The 19889-nt window shown below is 74.2% G+C and carries 17 protein-coding genes, 2 pseudogenes and 1 riboswitch; of the genes and pseudogenes, 13 read left to right on the top strand and 6 right to left on the bottom strand.

Annotation, left to right across the window (positions count from 1 at the left end; translation table 11 throughout):
- The 9 genes and pseudogenes from JNW87_RS18820 to JNW87_RS18780 form a co-directional block, all read left to right on the top strand.
- The coding region (locus tag JNW87_RS18820) for a CdaR family transcriptional regulator (RefSeq protein ID WP_238454124.1) at window positions 1–425 on the top strand (425 nt) is incomplete at its 5' end.
- Window positions 426–503: 78 nt separating this feature from the next.
- A pseudogene (locus JNW87_RS18815) lies at window positions 504–1671 on the top strand (acyltransferase domain-containing protein).
- Complete coding sequence (locus JNW87_RS18810) at window positions 1671–2615, top strand: beta-ketoacyl-ACP synthase III (protein ID WP_109804971.1); 945 nt, start codon at window positions 1671–1673, stop codon at window positions 2613–2615. Before JNW87_RS18815 ends, JNW87_RS18810 begins: the two are co-directional and overlap by 1 nt.
- A gap of 87 nt (window positions 2616–2702) precedes the next feature.
- A complete protein-coding gene (locus JNW87_RS18805; protein WP_088972559.1) occupies window positions 2703–2942 on the top strand; it encodes an acyl carrier protein in 240 nt (79 codons plus the stop codon).
- Window positions 2943–2944: 2 nt separating this feature from the next.
- Window positions 2945–4171, top strand: a complete 1227-nt coding sequence (gene fabF / locus JNW87_RS18800; RefSeq protein ID WP_238454123.1) for a beta-ketoacyl-ACP synthase II — start codon at window positions 2945–2947, stop codon at window positions 4169–4171.
- A 22-nt stretch (window positions 4172–4193) separates the two neighbouring features.
- The gene (locus JNW87_RS18795; protein WP_109804973.1) at window positions 4194–5618 is read left to right on the top strand and encodes an acyl-CoA carboxylase subunit beta; all 1425 of its coding nucleotides are present in this window, start codon (window positions 4194–4196) and stop codon (window positions 5616–5618) included.
- Window positions 5619–6017: 399 nt separating this feature from the next.
- Window positions 6018–7172 carry an IS607 family element RNA-guided endonuclease TnpB gene (tnpB, locus tag JNW87_RS18785; protein ID WP_238454122.1) on the top strand — a complete coding sequence of 385 codons (1155 nt, stop codon included), beginning with the start codon at window positions 6018–6020 and terminating at the stop codon, window positions 7170–7172.
- Window positions 7106–7402 carry a zinc ribbon domain-containing protein gene (locus JNW87_RS41560; RefSeq protein WP_368666287.1) on the top strand — a complete coding sequence of 99 codons (297 nt, stop codon included), beginning with the start codon at window positions 7106–7108 and terminating at the stop codon, window positions 7400–7402. The genes tnpB and JNW87_RS41560 overlap by 67 nt, the downstream gene beginning before the upstream one ends.
- Window positions 7403–7431: 29 nt before the next feature.
- A complete protein-coding gene (locus tag JNW87_RS18780) occupies window positions 7432–8148 on the top strand; it encodes a bifunctional 2-polyprenyl-6-hydroxyphenol methylase/3-demethylubiquinol 3-O-methyltransferase UbiG (protein WP_109804974.1) in 717 nt (238 codons plus the stop codon).
- A 15-nt stretch (window positions 8149–8163) separates the two neighbouring features.
- On the opposite strand, the gene JNW87_RS18775 is transcribed toward JNW87_RS18780, so the two are convergent.
- The 5 genes and pseudogenes from JNW87_RS18775 to JNW87_RS18755 form a co-directional block, all read right to left on the bottom strand.
- Complete coding sequence (locus JNW87_RS18775) at window positions 8164–8883, bottom strand: hypothetical protein (RefSeq protein ID WP_238454121.1); 720 nt, start codon at window positions 8881–8883, stop codon at window positions 8164–8166.
- Entirely contained in the window at window positions 8853–10442 is a 1590-nt protein-coding gene (locus tag JNW87_RS18770; protein WP_238454120.1) for a hypothetical protein, read from the bottom strand. The genes JNW87_RS18775 and JNW87_RS18770 overlap by 31 nt, the downstream gene beginning before the upstream one ends.
- On the bottom strand, window positions 10439–11428 hold the full coding sequence (locus JNW87_RS18765; protein ID WP_255420244.1) for a glycosyltransferase family 2 protein: 990 nt from the start codon (window positions 11426–11428) through the stop codon (window positions 10439–10441). The genes JNW87_RS18770 and JNW87_RS18765 overlap by 4 nt, the downstream gene beginning before the upstream one ends.
- Window positions 11429–11521: 93 nt before the next feature.
- A pseudogene (locus JNW87_RS18760) lies at window positions 11522–13254 on the bottom strand (glycoside hydrolase family 3 protein).
- Between the two features lie 39 nt (window positions 13255–13293).
- Window positions 13294–13785 (bottom strand): DUF3145 domain-containing protein, encoded by a 492-nt coding sequence (locus tag JNW87_RS18755; protein ID WP_109804977.1) that lies wholly within the window; start codon window positions 13783–13785, stop codon window positions 13294–13296.
- A gap of 323 nt (window positions 13786–14108) precedes the next feature.
- Between JNW87_RS18755 and JNW87_RS18750 the strand changes: the two genes are divergently transcribed.
- Window positions 14109–14438 carry a hypothetical protein gene (locus JNW87_RS18750; RefSeq protein ID WP_109804978.1) on the top strand — a complete coding sequence of 110 codons (330 nt, stop codon included), beginning with the start codon at window positions 14109–14111 and terminating at the stop codon, window positions 14436–14438.
- Window positions 14439–14507: 69 nt separating this feature from the next.
- On the opposite strand, the gene JNW87_RS18745 is transcribed toward JNW87_RS18750, so the two are convergent.
- Window positions 14508–15152 (bottom strand): carbonic anhydrase, encoded by a 645-nt coding sequence (locus JNW87_RS18745; protein ID WP_375373519.1) that lies wholly within the window; start codon window positions 15150–15152, stop codon window positions 14508–14510.
- 132 nt (window positions 15153–15284) lie between these two features.
- Between JNW87_RS18745 and JNW87_RS18740 the strand changes: the two genes are divergently transcribed.
- From JNW87_RS18740 to JNW87_RS18730, 3 genes are all read left to right on the top strand, one after another.
- Window positions 15285–16244, top strand: a complete 960-nt coding sequence (locus JNW87_RS18740) for an alpha/beta fold hydrolase (protein ID WP_109804979.1) — start codon at window positions 15285–15287, stop codon at window positions 16242–16244.
- Window positions 16245–16362: 118 nt separating this feature from the next.
- Complete coding sequence (locus tag JNW87_RS18735; RefSeq protein WP_238454119.1) at window positions 16363–18480, top strand: AAA family ATPase; 2118 nt, start codon at window positions 16363–16365, stop codon at window positions 18478–18480.
- 105 nt (window positions 18481–18585) lie between these two features.
- The gene (locus JNW87_RS18730) at window positions 18586–19500 is read left to right on the top strand and encodes a cation diffusion facilitator family transporter (RefSeq protein WP_109804989.1); all 915 of its coding nucleotides are present in this window, start codon (window positions 18586–18588) and stop codon (window positions 19498–19500) included.
- A gap of 142 nt (window positions 19501–19642) precedes the next feature.
- Window positions 19643–19774, top strand: a riboswitch (cyclic di-AMP (ydaO/yuaA leader).
- The last annotated feature ends 115 nt before the right edge of the window (window positions 19775–19889 follow it).

The following is a 19889-nucleotide window of genomic DNA, read 5'->3' as shown; positions in this document are numbered from 1 at the left end:
CACACGGTTCTCAACAACACCCACGCATCCCCACCGATACCCCGATGTACGAGAAGAACGGCTGGGCCGGCGACGCGGAGGCCCGCCGCCGGCTCCGGCACGACGTGTACGCCACCCTGGTCCGGGCCGGTGGCGAGCTGCTCGAGACGCTGGATGCGTTCTTCGCGGCCGGGGGCACGCTGGAGAGTGCCGCCCGGGCGCTCTTCGTGCACCCGAACACCGTGCGCTACCGGCTGAAGCGGATCGCGGAGGTGACGGGCTTCTCGCCGCTGGCGCCCCGCGACGCGTTCGCCCTCCAGGTGGCGCTGACGGTGGGTCGGCTGGACCCGGTCGTCCCGGGGGTCGCACCCGTCCCGACCCAGACAATGACCCCAGCCGTGAGGAAAACATCACAGGCCGGTGATGATCACCGCCGATTTTTGTAGGAAACCGCCAAAGGTTCTAGTGCGGTTTGGTGTCCCTCGCTACAGCGCGACCCACGAGTATCCGTCAGAGTCATAAGCGTGCTCGCCGTACTCTCACCCGGCCAGGGTTCCCAGAAACCCGGCTTCCTGACTCCCTGGCTCGACCTGACCGGCTCCGAGGCGCGGCTGCGCTGGTGGTCCGCGCTGGCCGGCGTCGACCTGGTCAACCTCGGCACGAAGGCCGACGCCGACGAGATCAGGGACACGCCCGCACCCAGCCGCTGCTGGTCGCGGCCGCGCTGCTCGCCGCCGAGCACCTGCCGATGTACGACGTCGCGGTGACCGCCGGGCACAGCGTCGGTGAGCTGGGCGCCGCCGCCCTCGCCGGGGTGCTGCCCGCCGAGGCGGCGATCACCCTCGCCGGCGTCCGCGGCCGGGAGATGGCCGCCGCCTGCGCGCTGGAGCCCACCGGGATGGCCGCCGTGCTCGGCGCGACCCGGACGAGGTGCTCGCCGCGACCGAGGCGCACGGGCTGCACCCGGCCAACCGCAACGGCGCCGGCCAGATCGTCGCCGCGGGCGCGGTGGCCGGGCTGGACAAGCTGGCCGCCGAGCCACCGGCGAAGACCCGGGTGATCCGGCTCCAGGTGGCCGGCGCCTTCCACACGCCGTACATGGCCCCGGCCGAGGCCGCGCTGGCCGATGTCGCCGCCGGGATCACCCCGGCCGACCCCGCCCGGATCCTGCTGTCCAACCTCGACGGCTCGGCGGTCAACCACGGCCGGGAGATGGTGCAGCGGCTGGTCCGGCAGGTGACCGCGCCGGTGCGCTGGGACCTGTGCATGCGCAACCTGGCCGACCTCGGTGTCACCGGGGTGATCGAGCTGCCCCCCGCCGGCACCCTGGCCGGCCTGGTCAAGCGGGAACTGAAGGCCACCGGCGTGCCCGAGATCGTCACCCTGAACACCCCCGACGACCTGCCCGCCGCGCGGGACCTGATCGCCCGGCACAGCGGCCTGGGCGGCCATGAGCCGGTGATCCAGTTCCGGGTGGTGGTCTCCCCCGCCGCCGGCACCTTCGAGCCGCTCGCCGAGCTGGCCGAGGGCGCGGACCTGCGCACCGGCCAGGTCATCGGTCACGTGGCCACCCGGCAGGGGCCGGTCGAGGTGACCGCGCACGACAGCGGGCTGCTCACCGAGTGGCTCGCTCACCACGACGACCCGGTCGCCCCGGGCCAGCCGCTCGCCCGCATCGGAGGACAGCACTAATGGCAGGCAGTCGGATCGTCTCGATGGGCCACTACCAGCCGTCGCGGGTGGTGACCAACGACGACCTCGCCCAGCTCGTGGACACCAACGACGAGTGGATCCGGGACCGGGTCGGGATCGTCACCCGGCGGATCGCCGGCGACGAGACGGTGGCCGACATGGCCACCGCCGCCGCCGGCAAGGCGCTGGCCAACTCCGGCCTCACCGCCGCCGACATCGACCTCGTCGTGGTGGCCACCTGCACCTCGGTCGACCGCAGCCCGAACGTGGCCTGCCGGGTCGCCGCCAAGCTGGGCATCACCGCCCCGGCCGCGTACGACATCAACACCGCCTGCTCCGGCTTCGCGTACGCCCTCGGCACCGTCGACCACGCGATCCGGGCCGGGGCGGCGCGCAACGCCATCGTCATCGGCGCGGAGAAGCTCTCCGACTTCACCGACTGGACCGACCGCTCCACCTGCATCATCTTCGGCGACGGCGCCGGCGCGGCCGTGGTGACCGCCGCCGCCGAGGGTGAGCCGGCCGGGGTGGGCCCGGTGGTCTGGGGCTCGGTGCCGGAGAAGAGCGACGCGGTCCGGATCGAGGGCTGGCGCCCGTACATCGCGCAGGAGGGGCAGGCGGTCTTCCGCTGGGCCACCACCGCGCTGGCGCCGCTGGCGCTGCAGGCCTGCGAGAAGGCCGGGGTGGCGCCCTCGGAGCTGGCCGCGTTCGTGCCGCACCAGGCCAACGGCCGGATCATCGACGGCATCGCCAAGCGGCTGAACATCCCGGACGCGATCATCGCCAAGGACATCGTCGAGTCCGGCAACACCTCGGCGGCGAGCGTGCCGCTGGCCCTGTCCAAGCTGGTCGAGCGGCGGGAGGTGCCCGCGGGCGCCCCGGTGCTGCTGTTCGGCTTCGGCGGCGGCCTGACCTACGCCGGTCAGGTCGTCCGCTGCCCCTGAAGACCCCCTCGGGCGCCCACGCGCCGAGGTGTGACGACCGGCACCGCCGGCCGTCGAGTGAACCCCCGATGAAAGGAACCAACCGCAATGACCCGTGACGAGATCACCGCCGGCCTCGCCGAGATCCTCGAAGAGGTTGCCGGGGTGAACCCGGACGACGTGGCCGAGGGGAAGTCCTTCACCGACGACCTCGATGTCGACTCCCTCTCAATGGTGGAGGTCGTGGTGGCGGCCGAGGAGAAGTTCGGCGTCAAGATCCCGGACAACGAGGTGCAGAACCTGAAGACCGTCGGGGACGCCGTCAGCTACATCGCGGCGCAGTCCTGATCATGAGTCGCCCCGACGTCGTCGTCACCGGGCTCGGCGCGACGACCCCGCTCGGCGGGGACGTCGCGTCGACCTGGGACGCCATGCTCGCCGGCCGCTCCGGGGTGAGTGCGCTCACCCAGGAGTGGGCCGGGCAACTTTCCGTCCGGATCGCCGCCCAGCTCGCGGTGGAACCCTCCGAGGTGCTGGAGCGGGTCAAGCTGCGCCGGCTGGACCGGTCCGAGGCGATCGCGATCATCGCGGCGCAGCAGGCCTGGGCCGACGCCGGCCTGGCCGACTCCGGGCTGGACCCGGAGCGGCTGGCGGTCAGCGTCGGCTCCGGCATCGGCGGCGCCACCACCCTGCTCGCCCAGGACGACATCCTGGAGGCGTCCGGGCCGCGGCGGGTCTCCCCGCACACGGTGCCGATGCTGATGCCGAACGGTCCGGCCGCCTGGGTCGGGCTGGAACTGGGCGCCAAGGCCGGCGTGCACTCGGTGGCCAGCGCCTGCGCGACCGGCGCCGAGGCGATCGCGCTCGGCCTGGACATCATCCGCGCCGGCCGGGCCGACGTGGTGGTGGCCGGCGGCACCGAGGCGGTCATCCACCCGCTGCCGATCGCCGGCTTCGCCTCGATGCGGGCCATGTCGACCCGCAACGACGAGCCGGAGCGGGCCTCCCGCCCGTGGGACAAGGGCCGGGACGGGTTCGTGCTCGGCGAGGGCGCGGGTGTGGTGGTCCTGGAGCGCGCCGACCACGCCGCCGCCCGCGGCGCCCGGGTGTACGCGCGCCTCGCCGGCGCCGGCATCACCTCGGACGCGTACGACATCGTGCAGCCGCACGCCGAGGGCGAGGGCGCGATCCGGGCCATCGCGAAGGCGATCGCCGACGCGGACGTCGCGAAGACGGACATCAGGCACGTCAACGCGCACGCCACCTCGACCCCCGTGGGCGACATGCTGGAGATCGGCGCGCTGCACAAGGCGCTCGGCGACCACCCGGTGCTCTCCGCCACCAAGTCGATGACCGGGCACCTGCTCGGCGCGGCCGGCGCGCTGGAGTCGATCGCCGCCATCCTGGCCATCCGCGACAGTGTCGTGCCTCCGACGATCAACCTGGACGACCCGGACGAGGGCCTGACCATGGACGTGGCCGCCCACAAGGCGCGCCACCTGGAGATCCCCGCCGCGCTGAACAACGCGTTCGGCTTCGGCGGTCACAACGTGGCTCTCGTCTTCACGCGGGCCTGAGACCACAGCCTTGGAGGCACAAGTGACCACGACCGCCGTCAGCGCGGAGAGCGCGACCGTGGACTACCGAGATCCCGAGGTGCGGCTGCGGGCGCTGTTCGACGCCGGCACGCTGCGCCTGGCCTCGCCGCGGGACACCTCCGGCGCGCTCTGGGCGCGGGGTGAGATCGACGGTACGCCGGCGATCGCGTTCGCCACCGACGCCACGAAGATGGGCGGCGCGATGGGCACCGACGGGTGCCGGCACGTCGTGGACGCGATCGACACCGCCGTCCGGGAGCGGGTGCCGGTGCTCGGCCTCTGGCACTCCGGCGGCGCCCGGCTGGCCGAGGGCGTCGTCGCGCTCGACGCCGTCGGGCAGGTCTTCGCCGCCATGGTCCGGGCCTCCGGCCGGGTGCCGCAGATCTCCGTGGTGCTCGGCCCGGCCGCCGGTGGCGCCGCGTACGGTCCGGCGCTGACCGACATCGTGGTGATGAGCGGTGCCGGCCGGATCTTCGTCACCGGCCCCGAGGTGGTCCGCAGCGTCACCGGCGAGCAGGTCGACATGGAGCGCCTGGGCGGCCCCGAGCCGCACGGCCGGCGCTCCGGCGTGGTGCACGTGACCTGCGCCGACGACGAGGCGGCGATGGTCGAGTCGCGCAAGCTCGCCGCGCTGCTGGGCCACCAGGGGCGGCTCTGCCCCGACGACGTGCCGGCCGGCGCGACCGACGGGCACGACCTGGCCGCGAAGATGCCGGCCGAGACCAACCGGGCGTACGACGTGAAGCCGGTGGTCAAGGCGCTGCTCGACGCCCCGGGCGTGGAACTGCACGCCAAGTGGGCGCCGAACGTCGTCACCACGCTCGGCCGGTTCGCCGGACGGACGGTCGGCGTGATCGCCAACAACCCGCTGCGGCTGGGTGGCTGCCTCGACGCGTCCAGCGCGGAGAAGGCGGCCCGGTTCGTGCGGATGTGCGACTCGCTCGGGGTGCCGCTGATCGTCCTGGTCGACGTCCCCGGTTACCTGCCCGGCCTGGGCCAGGAGTGGGACGGCGTGGTCCGGCGCGGCGCGAAGCTGCTGCACGCGTTCGCCGAGGCGGTGGTGCCGCGGGTGACGCTGGTGACCCGCAAGGCGTACGGCGGCGCGTACATCGCGATGAACTCCCGGTCGCTCGGCGCCACCGCGGTCTTCGCCTGGCCGAACGCGGAGGTCGCGGTGATGGGCGCCAGCGCGGCGGTCAACATCCTGCACCGCAAGAAGCTGGCCGCCGCGCCCGCCGAGGAGCGGGAGGCGCTGCGCGCCCAGCTGATCGAGGAGCAGGTCCGGTTCGCCGGTGGCGTCAACCGGGCGCTGGAGATCGGCGTGGTGGACGACGTGATCAAGCCGGAGGAGACCCGGCGCCGGATCGCCGAGGCGCTCGCCGCGGCGCCGGCCGCCCGGGGCGCGCACGGCAACATCCCGCTGTAACAGAGTGACGAATCGGCAGGGCCCCTCCGAGCGGAGGGGCCCTGCCGATTCGTCGTGAGTATGCGCTGTAGTGCCTTCGTGAACTTTAGATGGTGGGCACAGCGGGAAGCCGTGTATCACGTCACGGCGTACCGGTGGTTTCGGGAATGAAACTGCCGGTGCCGGCTCGCTGTGGGTCGGCTAATCTTTGTCGATGCTTTCGTCCGTCTCGGCAGCGAGTACGCTGAGGCTGCCCTTGCCGGGCAGGGCCCCCGGCTGCTGGTGGTGGACTTTGGGCGAGGACATTGTGCGGGACGTCACGGAGATCTTGACGTCGTTGTGGGGGCGTCTGTACGGGCGCGGTGTGAGGGCGAGCAGGGTTCGCCGGGCCGTGGAAGCCGCGACGAGGGACAACCCGGCGTGAAGACCGTGCAGGCGTACCGGTACGCCTTGGATTTGACTGCGTCGCAGGAGCGGGCGCTGCTCGCGCATGCGGGGGCGGCCCGGGTGGCGCACAACTGGGCACTGGCGCGAGTGAAGGCGGTGATGGATCAGCGGGCCGCCGAACGCTCGTACGGCATCGACGAGGCGGACCTGACCCCGGTGGTCGGCTGGTCGCTTCCCGCGCTGCGTAGGGCGTGGAATCAGGCGAAGTCCGAGGTGGCGCCGTGGTGGGCCGAGTGCTCCAAGGAGGCGTACAACACCGGCCTGGATGCCCTGGCTAGGGCCTTGAAGAACTGGTCGGACTCCCGTACGGGCAGGCGCGCCGGACGGCTGGTCGGGTTCCCCCGGTTCAAGTCACGCCGCCGGTCGACCCCGACCGTGCGATTCACCACCGGCGCGATCCGCGTCGAGCCGGATCGCAAGCATGTCGTGCTTCCCCGGTTGGGCCGGCTCGAGCTGCACGAGTCCGCCCGCAAGCTCGCCCGCCGCTTGGACGCCGGGACCGCCCGGATCCTGTCCGCGACCGTACGCCGCGACGGCGGACGCTGGCACGTCGCGTTCTGCGTCGAGGTCGACCGCGCCGAGCGCAGCCCGGCCCGCCCGGCTGCCGCGATCGGCGCAGACGTGGGCCTCAAGCACCTCGCGGTGCTCTCGACTGGCGAACTGGCGCCCAACCCCTGTCACCTCAACGCCGCTGGGCGGCGGATGCGACGCCTGGCCCGGCGGATGTCCCGCAGGGTCGGCCCCGACCGGCGCATTGGCCGCAATCCGTCAACGCGGTGGGCGCAGGCGCGCCGCCAAGTCGCCCGCGCACACGCCCGGGTGGCGAATCTGCGCCGCGATGGGCTGCACAAGCTCACCACCCGCCTGGCCCGGGAGTACGGCACCATCGTGGTGGAAGACCTGAATGTGGCCGGGATGCTGCGCAACCGGCGGCTGGCCCGGCACATCGCCGACGCCGGGTTCGCCGAGCTACGCCGGCAACTGGCCTACAAATCCCAATGGAATGGCGGCCGGCTGGTCGTGGCTGACCGCTGGTTTCCGTCCTCGAAGACCTGCTCGGGTTGCGGCGCGGTGAAAACCAAGCTGGCCCTGTCCGAGCCACCTACACCTGCACCACCTGCGGCCTGACCCTGGACCGGGATGTGAACGCCGCACGCAACCTCGCCGCGCTCGCGCACGAGGCCACCGACGCCCGGAGTGGCCGGGAGTCGCTAAACGGACGTGGAGCCGACCGTAAGACCCGCCCCGGCGGGCCGGTGGCCGTGAAACGTCAACCCGGCACCGCCGACGCGCGTCAGACCGGGACCGTCCCACCGCAAGGCGGGACTTCCAACCATGGACTTGTCAAAGTCCACTGAACGGAAACGGCCCTGTTACCGTCTGCGGCGTGGAAGCGACCGAGATCCGCAAGCTCGCCGCGCTCGAGGACACCCACTGGTGGTACCGGGAGCGGCGCGCCCTGCTGGGTCGGGCGCTGCGCCGGCTGGCGGCGGCCGGGACGCGACCGGAGCGGGCGCTGGACATCGGGGCGGCCGGCGGCGGCAACACCCGGGTGCTGCGGGCGCACGGCTGGCGCCCGCTGGCCCTGGAGTACAGCGCGGAGGGCGCCGGGGTGGCCCGGGAGCGGGGCCTGGACGTGATCCGGGCCGACGCCCGCCACCTGCCGGTCTCCTCGGCCGGCCTGGGCCTGGTGGTCGCCTTCGACATCCTGGAGCACTTCGACGAGGACCACCTCGCCGCCGCCGAGATCCGGCGCACCCTGCGCCCGGGCGGGACGGCGCTGATCGCGGTGCCGTGCGACATGCGGCTCTGGTCCGCGCACGACGTGGCGGTCGGGCACGTGCGCCGCTACGACCGTGCCTCGCTGCGGGCGGTGGTGGAGAAGGCCGGGCTCGTGGTCGACGAGCTGTGGAGCTGGAACGTGGTGCTCCGCCCGGTGGCCGCCTGGCGGCGGCGCCGCTCCACCGGCAGCGACCTGGACGACCTGAACCCGGTGCTCAACCTGGGGCTGCGCACGATCATCACCGCCGAGCGGTACCTGCCGGTGAAGTCGCTCCCCGGTGTCTCGCTGATGCTCCGCGCCCACCGCCCGGCCGAGGGCTGAGCCGGACCGGCCGGATCAGCGGAGCCGGTAGACGGCCGTCCGGGAGTTCTCGAAGCGCAGGTCGGCCAGGGTGCGCAGGGTCGGCGACTCCGCTGCGACGGCGCGGTCTACCACCAGCCAGCGCACCCCGTACCGGTCGCGGAGGGCGGCCAGCCCGGCGGACGTCGGGGCGGTGAACGCGGCGTCGTTGGCGCGCAGCCGGTCGGCGTCCCAGAACGGGGCGTACGGGCCCTCGGGCAGCCCGACCATCCGGGGCGCGAACGCCCACCCCTCCACCAGCACCGTGCGCTCGGCGTAACCGCTGAGCCAGAACGTGCGGGCGTCGCACCAGCCGTCCACCACGGCCCGGCAGTGCACGTTGGTGGCCACCACGTCGTCCGGGTCGCTGTGCGCGTGGACCCAGCGGGCCGCCTCGACGCGGGAGGCGGGCATCGGCACCACCGGGTACGCCCCGCCGTTCGGCTGCTTCCCGGCGGCGGCCGCGTCCATGACCAGGCCGGGCGCGCCGGCGACCAGCACGGCGGTGAGCAGCAGCAGCCCGCCCCGGCCGGCCAGCCCGGGCCAGCGCCCGACCAGCGCCGGCCAGCACAGGGCGACCAGCAGCGCCACCACCGTCAGGGCGGCGGCCCAGCAGAGCAGCGGCAGCACCGGGGCGTACGCGGGGATCGCCGGCGTGCTGGTCACGGACCCGAGCTGGACCGCGGTCAGCAGCACCGCGAACCCGGCGGTCCCCACCCCGAGCAGCAGCCGTCCCCGGGCCGCAGCGCGGCCCGATCGGCCACCTCGACCCAGCCCCAGGCGGAGAGGAGCACGCCGAAGGCGAAGCCGGTCCGGGTGAAGTACTGGTTGCTGCTGCCCGGGTGGCCGACCAGCAGGTAGATCGCCGGCCCGGCGAGCGCGCCGCCGAGCAGGAGGAGCTGCACCGGCTCCAGCCGGCCGCGGCGCGCCCGCAGCAGCGCCAGGACGCCGGCCAGCCGGAGCTGGAGGCTGAGCAGGAGGGCCAGCAGCACCGCCACCCAGAGCATCGCGGTTACCCCGGCGGAACGGTCCTCGGGCAGGTAGGTCCGCAGCCCGGAGAACGGGTCGACGGTCACCCCGTGGCTCTCGAAGGCGAAGAGCACCGCCGTGGCGAAGACCTGCGCCGCGAGGGCCAGCCCGGCGGCGACGAGCACCGCGCGCGGCAGCCGGCGCCGGACCGCCAGCAGCAGCACGGCGGTGAACCCGAGCGCGGCCAGCACCACCGGCACCGTGCTGGCCTTCGCGCCGGTGGAGGCGGCCAGGAAGAGCGCCGCGAGCACCCAGGCGCCGCGCCCGAACGGGGGCACGGCCACGCCGCGGGCCCGACCGACGATCTCCCCGAGCGCCGCGATCAGCGGCAACAGCAGCACCCAGCTGTACGTCATCGACGGGCTGCCCCAGACGATGAAGGTGGCCTGGGTGCCGAAGAGCTGCCGCCACCCGTTCTCGAAGCCGAACTCCCCGACGGTGAACATCAGCCCCGCGGCGACCACCCCGGCGTACGGCCGGCCGGTGATCCGCCAGCCCACCACGGCGACCAGCACGGCGGCGAGCGCGCAGAGCGCCGGCACGGCGAGCCGGAAGAAGACCGTCGGCAGGTCGACCCCGCTGACCAGGCTGGTCGCCGCCAGGTGGGCGAAGCCGAACCAGTGATAGTGCAGCGGCTCCCCGGCCACCTGCGGCACCTCCAGCGGCACCTGGTGGGTGGCCGCCCCGGCGAGGGAGAGCTGGAACGCCAGGTCGATGTACTGCGCCTGCCCCTCGTCGGTGGGGACCACCGGGTTGACGGCCAGGAACGACTCGTACAGGTAGACGGTGAAGCCGGCGACCACCGCGGTCAGCGCCCAGGCCCAGCCGGCCGGGGCGACAGTGTCGTAGCGGACCCGCCAGTGCCGGCGCAGCCGCGGCACGGCGGCGAACGGCGCCAGCACCGCCAGCGGCCAGAGGCGCAACCAGCCGGGCGCCCCGACGGCGGTGAACGCCGCCCAGGCGGCGAGCTCCAGCACCAGCCCGACGGCCGCGCCCATCGCCAGGTCCTCGACCAGGGTGTGCGGCCGGCGGCGCAGCGCCCGGAACACCAGGGTGCCGGGCAGCAGCACCGCCAGCAGGGCGTACGCCGTCCAGCGGGCGATGTCGAGTGCGGGCGTGCCGGCGCTGAGCAGGACGACCGCGACGAACGCGTAGCCGGCGAGGGCGGGGGCGAACCGGACGGCGGCCGGATGGCGACGCGGGCCCACGGTCGACGGGGTGGCGTCCCCGGTGGCGAGGGTGGTCACCGCAGCGTGTCGGCCAGCTCGACGACGTCCCGGCCGGCGGAAGCCGGCTCGGCGGCGCTGTCGCCGGCCACGAAGTACGCGGGCCGGCCCTGCACCGCGGTGTAGATCCGGGCGACGTACTCACCGAGCAGGCCGAGGCAGAGCAGCTGCACCGCGCCGAGGAACAGGATCGCCACGTAGAGCGACGGCCAACCGGTCACCGTGGCGCCGGCGAACCAGGCGAGCACCGCCACCACCACCAGCACCCCGCAGACGGCCACCCCGGCCAGCCCCAGCCAGGTGGCCACCCGCAGCGGCGCGGCGGAGAAGCTGGTGACGCTCTCCGCGGCCAGACCGGCCATCCGGGACAGCGGGTACTTGGTCCGCCCGGCGGCGCGTTCCTGCCGCTCGTAGCCGACCTCCCCGCTGGGGAAGCCGAGCCAGGGCACCACCAGGCGGAGCACCGGGCTGCGCTCGGGCAGCTCCCGCAGCGCCTCCACGGCGGCCCGGCTGAGCAGCCGGAAGTCGCCGGCCTGGGCGGGCACCTGCTTGCCGACCAGCCGCCGGATGAGCCGGTAGTAGCCGGCCGCGGTCCACCGTTTGAACGCGCTGTCCCGGCTCCGGTCGGCCCGGACGCCGTAGACGATGTCCAGCTCGTCGGCGCGCGCCCGGCGGAGCATCTCGACGATCACCTCGGGCGGGTCCTGCAGGTCGGCGTCGATGCTGACCACGTACCCGCCGCGGGCGCGGAGCAGCCCGGCGACCAGGGCGGCCTGGTGGCCGCTGTTGCGGCGCAGCCGCAGCACCCGCAGCTCCGGCCAGCCCACCCGCAGGGCGGTCAGCCCGGCGGCGGTGCCGTCGGTGCTGCCGTCGTCGACCGCCACCACCTCGTACGCCTCGCCGAGGCCGTCGAGCACACCGCGTAGCCGCTCGGCCAGCAGCGGCAGGACGCTCTCCTCGTTGAACATCGGCACCACCACGGAGAGTGCCGGCTCCGGTCGCGTCACGGCGCTCGACCCTCCGTTTCCTGCGGCGGCGGACGCCCGAACGCTACCAGTCGGGCTGGTCGCGGTCGGGCCTGTCGCGGCGGCGGCCGCCGGTCAGGTGCCGCAGGTGGTGGCGGGCAGCCCGGACACCGGGACCGGCGACCGGCCGCCCGGCCGGGCCTTGCCGGCGAGCGCCCCGGCCAGCGCGGTCATCGACGCCCGGCTGGACGAGTAGGTGGCCAGCAGCGTCGGCGACTTCGCGGCGGCCAGCACGTACGGGGTGTCCATGGCCACCGTCACCGTGGCGTCGGCGCGCAGGTCGTCGCCGCCGTCGCCGTACCCGACGAGGTGGACGACGGTGCCGCCGCTGGGCACCACCTTCACGCCGGCTGCGGTGAGCGCCTCGGTCAGCGTCGCCCGGGTCCGGTCCCGCCCGCCGGAGGAGGTGACGGTGACCGGTCCGGCCACCGGGGCGCCGCACTTCCCGCGCAGCTGGGTGACCGCCGCCGCGGCCAGGTCGGCCGCCGCCTTCCGGTGGTCGGCGCTGTTGAGTCCGGACAGCTCCGGGGTCGGCCGGTCGGCCAGCTTGAACTTCATGGTGAGCACGCGGGTGGCGGCCTCCACCAGCCGGGCCCGGGGCAGCGAGCCGTCGCGGAGCGCGGCGAGCAGCCCGTCGTACGCCTGGCTCACGTTCGGGGTCATCAGGATGAGGTCGTTGCCCGCGGTGAGGGCCCGCACCGCCGCCTCGCCGGGCGACCAGCGCTTGGCCGGCGGCATGTTCATCCCGTCGGTGATCACCACGCCCTGGAAGCCGAGCTGGCCGCGCAGCACGTCGGTGAGGAGCTTGTGGGAGAAGGTGGCCGGGACGCCCGGGTCGACGGCCCGCACGTCGAGGTGGGCCGACATGACCGCCATGGCGCCGGCGCCGATGCCGGCGCGGAACGGCGGGAACGCCGTCCGGTCCAGCACGTCGCGGGACTGGCCGATCACCGGCACGTCCTTGTGCGAGTCGGTGGCGCTCAGGCCGTGCCCGGGGAAGTGCTTGACGCTGGCCGCCACCCCCTCGGCCTGCAGGCCCCGCACCGCGCCGGCGACCTGCGCGGAGGCGTTGGCCGGGTCGGCGCCGAAGGAGCGGGAGCCGATCACGGTGCTCCGGGTGGCCAGCACGTCGGCGACGGGGGCGAAGTCGAGGTTGATCCCCATCGCGGCGAGTTCCGCGCCGGCGGCCCGCCAGGCGGCCTCGGTCAGCGCCGGTTTCCCGGCGGCCCCGGCCGCCATCGGGCTGGGCAGCAGGGTCACGCCGTCGGTGACCCGGGTGACCACGCCGTACTCCTGGTCGGTGCCGATGAGGAAGGGAGCCGGGCCGGCGGGGAGCTTCCCGGCGGCCTCCCGCAGCCCGGTGGTCAGCTCCCGGACCTGCTTGGGGTTGTCGACGTTGGTGGTGGCCTGGTTGCCGGAGGTGGGGTCGTCGGCGCTGAAGCCGACCAGGATCAGGCCGCCGAGCCGGTACTTCGCCACCATCTCCGCCGGGGTGTCGACCCCGGCGAGGGCCCGGTTGCCGGCGGCGACCCGGGCGAGACCTTGGTCGCGGAGCTGCCGTAGGCGTACGGCATCAGCACCTGGCCGACCAGGTCCTCGTCGGCGAGCGTGCGGACCAGGGCCGCGGCCCGGGCGGCCGGATCGGCGGCGGTCGGGGTCAGGGTCGGGGTCGGGGCGGCCGAGGAGGGGCTCGGCGGCCCGGCGAGATGCGGTCCTGCCGGCTCTTTCGCGCAGCCGGAGACGAGCAGCGCGGTCAGTGCGGCGAGCACGACGAAGGTACGTCGAGGGGTGGTCGACACGCGACCCATCCCACCAGTTCACCGCGTATCGGGCAACTTGACCTTCGGTCAACCGACCCGGGTGAGCAGCGTCACCGGGGCGCCGTCGCCGGCGTACCGGTAGGGCTCCAGCTCGGCGTCCCAGGCGGTGCCGAGGGCCTTGTCCAGGGCGTGCGCGAGGGCCTCCGGGGCGCGGGCGGACGCCATGAGGCTGCGCAGCCGGTCCTCGCCGAGTTGGATGTCGCCGGCCGCGCCGACGGTGGCCCGGAACAGGCCCCGCCCCGGGACGTACATGAACCGCTCGCCGTCGGCGCCGGGGCTGGGTTCCTCGGTCACCTCGAAACGGATCATGGGCCACTGCCGGAGGGCAGCAGCCAGCTCGGCGCCCGTCCCCGGGCTACCGGTCCACCCGCACTCGGCGCGGCGGGCGCCGGGGTCGACGGGCTGGGCCGTCCACTGCAGGTTGACCGGCGCGGCGAGGACGCGCGCGATCGCCCACTCGACGTGTGAGCACACGGCGAGCGGGGTCGAGTGGACGTATACGACGCCACGCGTTGGCACGGTGACCTCCCGGAGAGCGAGGTGCGTCTTCCCCTACGACCTCGTCCACCCGAGTGGCCTCTGCAACACATGATGAACCTCGTGACGGATGGTGCGCTAGGGAATCGGAAAATTCGCCGGCCGGATCCGGCCGGAATAGCCGGCCGGGTGACCCCGTTGACCACCATGACGGCGCGACGACCAGCCAGGTGTCGCGGTCGTGTACAGTTTCTTGGGCGGTTCTGTGCCGCCGTACATCTTCGCGGGCCGAGGCTCATCCGGGCGTCACCCGCAACAGCCCCCGGACGATCAAGTCCTCCCGTACGTCTGCAAGGAGTACCTCCGTGGCGAGCAACACCTCTAAGACCGCGCGCGCGTCAGTCCGGGCCGGCCAGGCTGGCCAGGGTGGCGCCCTCAGCGTTCTGGGCGAGTTCAAGTACGTCATCCCGCTCAACGGCGGCAAGCACGCCTACGTGCGGAACCTGACCAACGGCAAGACCGCGCACCTGCGCACCGACTCCGAGGCCTTCGTCGAGGAGATCCGGGTGCTGGCCGCGGCCGGCCACGCCGCCAAGATCCGGGCGGAGATCAACGGCCTCGCGGCCGCCCACCCGGGCCACGGCTGGGACGCCACCGAGAAGCGTCTCGTCGAGGCCGGCGTCTTCGAGGGCTGAGCCCTCTCGCGTCACCACGAACCGCCCGCCGGGTCACCCGGCGGGCGGTTCGTCCTTTCTCGGCCCCGGTCATTCCTCCAGCAGCGTGACGTTGCCGGTGGCCAGGTCGTAGAGCGCGCCGACCACGGCGACCCGACCGGCGGCGACGGGGCCGGTGAGCAGGTCGTCGGCGCGCAGCGCGGCCACCGTGCGGAGCACGTGCCGGCGGACCGCCAGCGGGTGCGCGCCGGGGTCGTCCGGGCCCACCTCGACCACCGCCGGGGCGATCTGGTCCACCACGTACGCCAGCGAGCCGCCGGGCCGCTGTCCCGTACGCAGCGTCTGCACCGCTGAGCCGACCGCCCCGCAGCGCTCGTGCCCGAGCACCATCACCAGCGGCACCCCGAGCTGGCCCACCACGTACTCGATCGAACCGAGGACCGCCTGGTCGAGCACGTGCGCGCCGGTGCGGATCACGCAGATCGACCCGAACGTCTGGTCGAAGATCGCCTCCAGCGGGACCCGCGAGTCGATGCAGCCGAGCACCACGGCGTACGGCTGCTGGTCGCCCGAGGCGACCGCCGCCGCGGCGGTGACGTCGTGCCCGTGCACGGGCTGGCCGCTGACGAAGCGGCGGTTCCCGGCGAGCAGCTCGGCCAGGGCCGTACGCGGGCTGCGGCCCGCTCCGGCGGCCGGGGTCGGGCGCGGCGGCGACATGCCCTCCAGCCTGGTCACCGATCCGACCGCGCGGGTGCCGGTTGCGAATCTTCTCATCACCACGGTTGGCGTGTTGTCATGGCGGGTAGCCGGTGTTACCGCCGGGTTACGCCGGTGCGAGGAACGCCGGCCGGCCCGGGGGAGGTAGCGATGCCGGAGCACCTGGAGGTACAGCTTCCCGACGACGTACGCCTGCACGTGACGGTGACCGGGCCGGACGACGCCGAGGTGACGGCGATCCTGCTGCACGGCTGGACGCTCGACGGCCGCAGCTGGCACCGCCAGCTCGCCGAGATCCGGGAGCGGTTCGGCGACCGGGTCCGGGTGGTCACCTACGACGCCCGGGGGCACGGCCGGTCCAGCTGCATGGCGCTGCGTACCGCTACCCTGGCCCAGCTCGGCGACGACCTCGCCGCGGTGGTGGACGAGGTCGCCCCGACCGGGAAGGTGCTGCTGGTCGGGCACTCGATGGGCGGGATGACCGTGATGGAGTACGCGCACCGCCACCCCGGGCAGTTCGCCGCCCGGACCGCCGGGCTGGTCTTCGTCTCGACCACCGCCGAGGGGCACACGCACACCGTCTACGGCCTGTCGCCCCGGATCGCCCGGTTGATCCGGCTCGCCGAGACCACCGGCGCCGGGGTGCTGGCCCGGTGCGGGTCCTGGCGGCCGCCCCGGGCGCTGCTGCGCGCGCTGCGCCCCAGCATCCGCTGGATGCTCTTCGGCGACCGCTGCGACCCGGCGGACATCCGGCTGGTCACCTCGGCGGTGGCGCACGCCTCGCTGCGCTCGATCGGCGGGTTCCGCGCCTCGATCGGCGCCCAGCACCGGCTCGACACGCTGGCCGCGCTGGGCCACCTGCCGGCCGCCGCGCTGGTCGGCGACCGGGACCGGCTCACCCCGCCGCCGTGCGCCGAGTCGATCGCCGCCGCGCTGCCGACCACCGAGCTGACGGTCTGCCCGGGCGCCGGGCACATGCTGATGATGGAGCGGCCGGACGAGGTGAACGCGGCGCTGGCCGCGGTGCTCCGGCAGGTGCTGGAGCGGCCGGCGCCGGACGGCAGCCGCGCCGGCGATCGCCCGGCGGCCGGGGTGGGAACGGCCGGATAACGGGCAACCCGGACGGGGCGGGAGTGCGGACCGGCATGGCCCTGGAACGGGCCGGAAGGCCGGCCCGTACCCTCATTCAGCCACCGTGCCCGCCGCCCGGACCACAGGAGTTGCCGCGTTGACCGACCAGACCACCCTGGACCGGGAGATGGCCGCCGAACAGCGGCATCTCGACCGGGTGTACGCCCGGCTGGCGGAGCTGCGCCGGTCGGCCGCCGACGCCGAGCGGGAGGGCTACCGGTTGGCCCGGGTGGGCAACTTCGGGGCGCTGGTCGAGCGGGACGCGATGGTCTTCCACGCCGCGCGGCGCCGGCACGCGCTGGACGCCGAGCACGAGGGGCTGGTCTTCGGCCGGCTCGACCTGCGTAACCGGCAGGTGCTGCACGTCGGGCGGCTCGGGGTGCGCGGCGAGAACGCCGAGACCCTGGTGGTGGACTGGCGGGCGCCGGCGGCCGCGGCCTTCTACCAGGCGACGCCGGCCGAGCCGATGGGCGTGGTGCGGCGGCGCACCATCCAGTCGTCGGCGGAGAAGGTGACCCGGATCGAGGACGACCTGCTCGATCCGGCCGCGGCGCCGGCGGACATGGCGGTGGTCGGCGACGGGGCGCTGCTCGCCACCCTGTCCCGGGCCACCGGTCGCGGCATGCGGGACATCGTGGCGACCATCCAACGGGAGCAGGACGAGGCGATCCGCTCCCCCGGCTCGGGCGTCACGATCGTCTCCGGCGGCCCGGGCACCGGCAAGACGGCGGTGGCGCTGCACCGGGCGGCGTACCTGCTCTACTCGGACCGCAGCCGGTACGCCGGCGGCGGCATCCTGGTCGTCGGCCCGTCGAGCGTCTTCGTGGAGTACATCGCCTCGGTGCTGCCCTCGCTGGGCGAGGAGACGGCCACCCTGCACTCGCTCGGCTCGCTCTTCCCGGGCATGTCGGCGTCCCGGACGGACTCCCCCGACGTGGCGGCGGTGAAGGGGTCGCTGCGGATGCGCCGGGTGTTGGAGGGCGCGGTCCGGGACACGGTGCCGGACTCGCCGGGCGAGCTGCGGCTGCTCTACCGGGGCGAGCTGCTCCGGCTGGAGCGCCGGGAGCTGGACGGCATCCGGGACCGGGCGCTGCCCCGGGGCGCGCGCCGCAACGAGGTGCGCCGCGCCGGCTTCGACGGGGTCCTCGCGGCGCTCTACGCCCAGGCCCGCCAGTTGCGGGTCGTCCGGCTGCCGGAGCAGCGCGCGTTCGAGGACGAGATCATCGACCGGCCGGAGTTCCGGGAGTTCCTGAAGGCCTGGTGGCCCCGGCTGCATCCGCGGCACGTGCTGGGCTGGTTGGCCCGGCCGGAGCGGCTGCGCCGGTACGCCGGCGGCATCCTGTCCGGGGCGGAGATCCGGCTGCTGACCGAGGCGTACCGGAGCCTGGACACCGCGGGGCTGACCATCGCGGACATCGCGCTGCTGGACGAGCTGGACGCGCTGCTCGGCAAGCCGGTGCGGCCGGCGAAGGCGAAGCGCGACCCGTTCCAGCTCGCCGGCGGGGTCCGGGAGCTGAGCACGTTCGCGGACCGGCAGCGGGCCGCCCGCGCCGCGGCCCGGGAGCGGCCGGAGGACTACCGGGAGTACGCGCACGTGGTGGTCGACGAGGCGCAGGACGTCTCGCCGATGCAGTGGCGCATGATCGGCCGGCGCGGCCGGCTGGCCTCCTGGACGGTGGTGGGCGACCCGGCGCAGACCGCGTGGACCGGTGACCCGGAGGAGCTGACCCGGGCGCGGGACCAGGCGCTGGGACGACGCCGCCGGCACCAGTTCACGCTGACCACCAACTACCGCAACTCGGCGGAGATCTTCGCGGTGGCGGCGGCGGAGATCCGCCGGCTCTACCCGGACCTGCCGCTGCCCACCGCGGTGCGCTCCACCGGCATCGAGCCGGTCGAGCGGACCGTGCCGGCCGCCGGGCTGTCGGCGGCCACCGTGGCGGCGGCCCGGACCCTGCTGGCCGAGGTCGAGGGGACGGTCGGGGTGATCACCCCGGTGCCGCGCCGGGATGAGGTGGCCGGCTGGCTCGGCGAGCTGGGCGGCGCCCGGCTCCAGGTGGTGACGAGCCTCCAGGCGAAGGGCATGGAGTACGACGGGGTGGTGCTGGTCGCGCCGAGCGAGATCCGGGCGGATCCGGGCTCCGGTGTACGGACCCTCTACGTGGCGCTCTCCCGGGCCACGCAGCGGCTCACCACCCTCGACGCGCTGGGCTGAGCAGGGCTTCGACCGCGAGAGGGCGGACACTGGCCGTTCAGTTGCATACATAGCGATGTGAACATAGATTGGGCCCGGCCGGGGCGAGGGCGAAAGGGTGTGGGCGTGGGCGCAGGTCATGACCACAGCGGGGCGGTGACCAACGCCGCCTACCGCCACCGGGGTCGACTCTGGGCCGCGTTCGGGCTGCTCACCGCCCTGATGCTGGTCGAGGCGGTCACCGCGTTCGCCACCGGCTCGCTGGCCCTGCTCTCCGACGCCGGGCACATGTTCACCGACGTGCTGGGCATCGGCATGGCCCTCGCCGCGATCACCGCCACCCGGCACGCCGACACCGACCCGCAGCGCACCTTCGGGCTCTACCGGCTCGAGGTGCTGGCCGCCCTGGCCAACGCGGTGCTGCTCGGCGCCGTCGCGGTCTACGTGCTGGTCGAGGCGGTACGCCGGTTCGGCGAGCCGCCGGAGGTGCTGGCCGGCCCCATGCTCGCGGTGGCGGTGCTCGGCCTGCTGGCCAACGTCGCCGCCTTCGCCCTGCTGCGCGGCGGGGCGGAGGAGAGCATCAACCTGCGCGGGGCGTACCTGGAGGTGCTGGGCGACCTGCTCGGCTCGCTCGGGGTGATCGGCGCCGCGCTGGTCATCGCGCTCACCGACTGGTGGTGGGCGGACCCCCTCGTCGCCGTCGCGATCGGGCTGTTCATCCTGCCCCGCACCTGGCGGCTGGGGCGGGCGGCGCTGCGCATCCTGGTGCAGGCCGCCCCAGAGCACCTCCAGGTGACCGCGGTGCACGACCGGCTGGCCTCGGTGCCCGGCGTCGCCGAGGTGCACGACCTGCACGTCTGGACGTTGACCTCGGGCATGGAGGTGGCCTCCGCGCACCTGACCATGTGCCCGGGCGCCGAGGTGGGCGAGGTGCTGGCCGCCGCCCGGACCGCCCTGCACGAGGACTTCCGGATCGATCACGCGACGTTGCAGATCGAGCCCGGGGCGTCACCTGGGGCCTGTGGTGCGGTCGAGTGGTAATTAGGGCAAACTTAAATCAGTGTGGGTATTGTGCACTCATGCCGGTTTTGCCCCCGGTCGTGCCCTTAGCTCACCGGGCCGGGCCGGGGCACCACCGGTAGGCTCGGCCCCGGCCTCCGCCGGGCGCGCCCACCGGCGCCTGCGGTGGCCGCCGCCTAATCGCCGCCCGCGGCGAACCGGGGAACCATGTTCGTGGGGTGCATCCGCGCCAGCGGTAGGGATCTTCCGTCCCGAACCCGTCAGCTAACCCGGTCGGCGGCTGACGGAAGGAAACCTGAATGGCAGCAGTGGCACCTGTACGACGGACGGCCGCCCGGTTGGCGGCACTGCTCGTGGCGACGCTCGCGCTCGGCCTCGCCACCGCGCCGGTCGGCCCCGCCGTGGCGGCA

The organism is Micromonospora sp. ATA51 (genome assembly GCF_016802855.1).
GTDB lineage: Bacteria > Actinomycetota > Actinomycetes > Mycobacteriales > Micromonosporaceae > Micromonospora > Micromonospora sicca.
The sequence above is the reverse complement of the archived record's forward strand: the minus strand, read 5'-3'. Positions and strand labels throughout refer to the sequence as shown.

Coding starts and splice junctions, on each gene's coding strand:
- fabF (WP_238454123.1), top strand. CDS start 2,945: ATGAGTCGCCCCGACGTCGTCGTCACCGGGCTCGGCGCGACGACCCCG.
- JNW87_RS18740 (WP_109804979.1), top strand. CDS start 15,285: ATGCCGGAGCACCTGGAGGTACAGCTTCCCGACGACGTACGCCTGCAC.
- JNW87_RS18810 (WP_109804971.1), top strand. CDS start 1,671: ATGGCAGGCAGTCGGATCGTCTCGATGGGCCACTACCAGCCGTCGCGG.
- JNW87_RS18805 (WP_088972559.1), top strand. CDS start 2,703: ATGACCCGTGACGAGATCACCGCCGGCCTCGCCGAGATCCTCGAAGAG.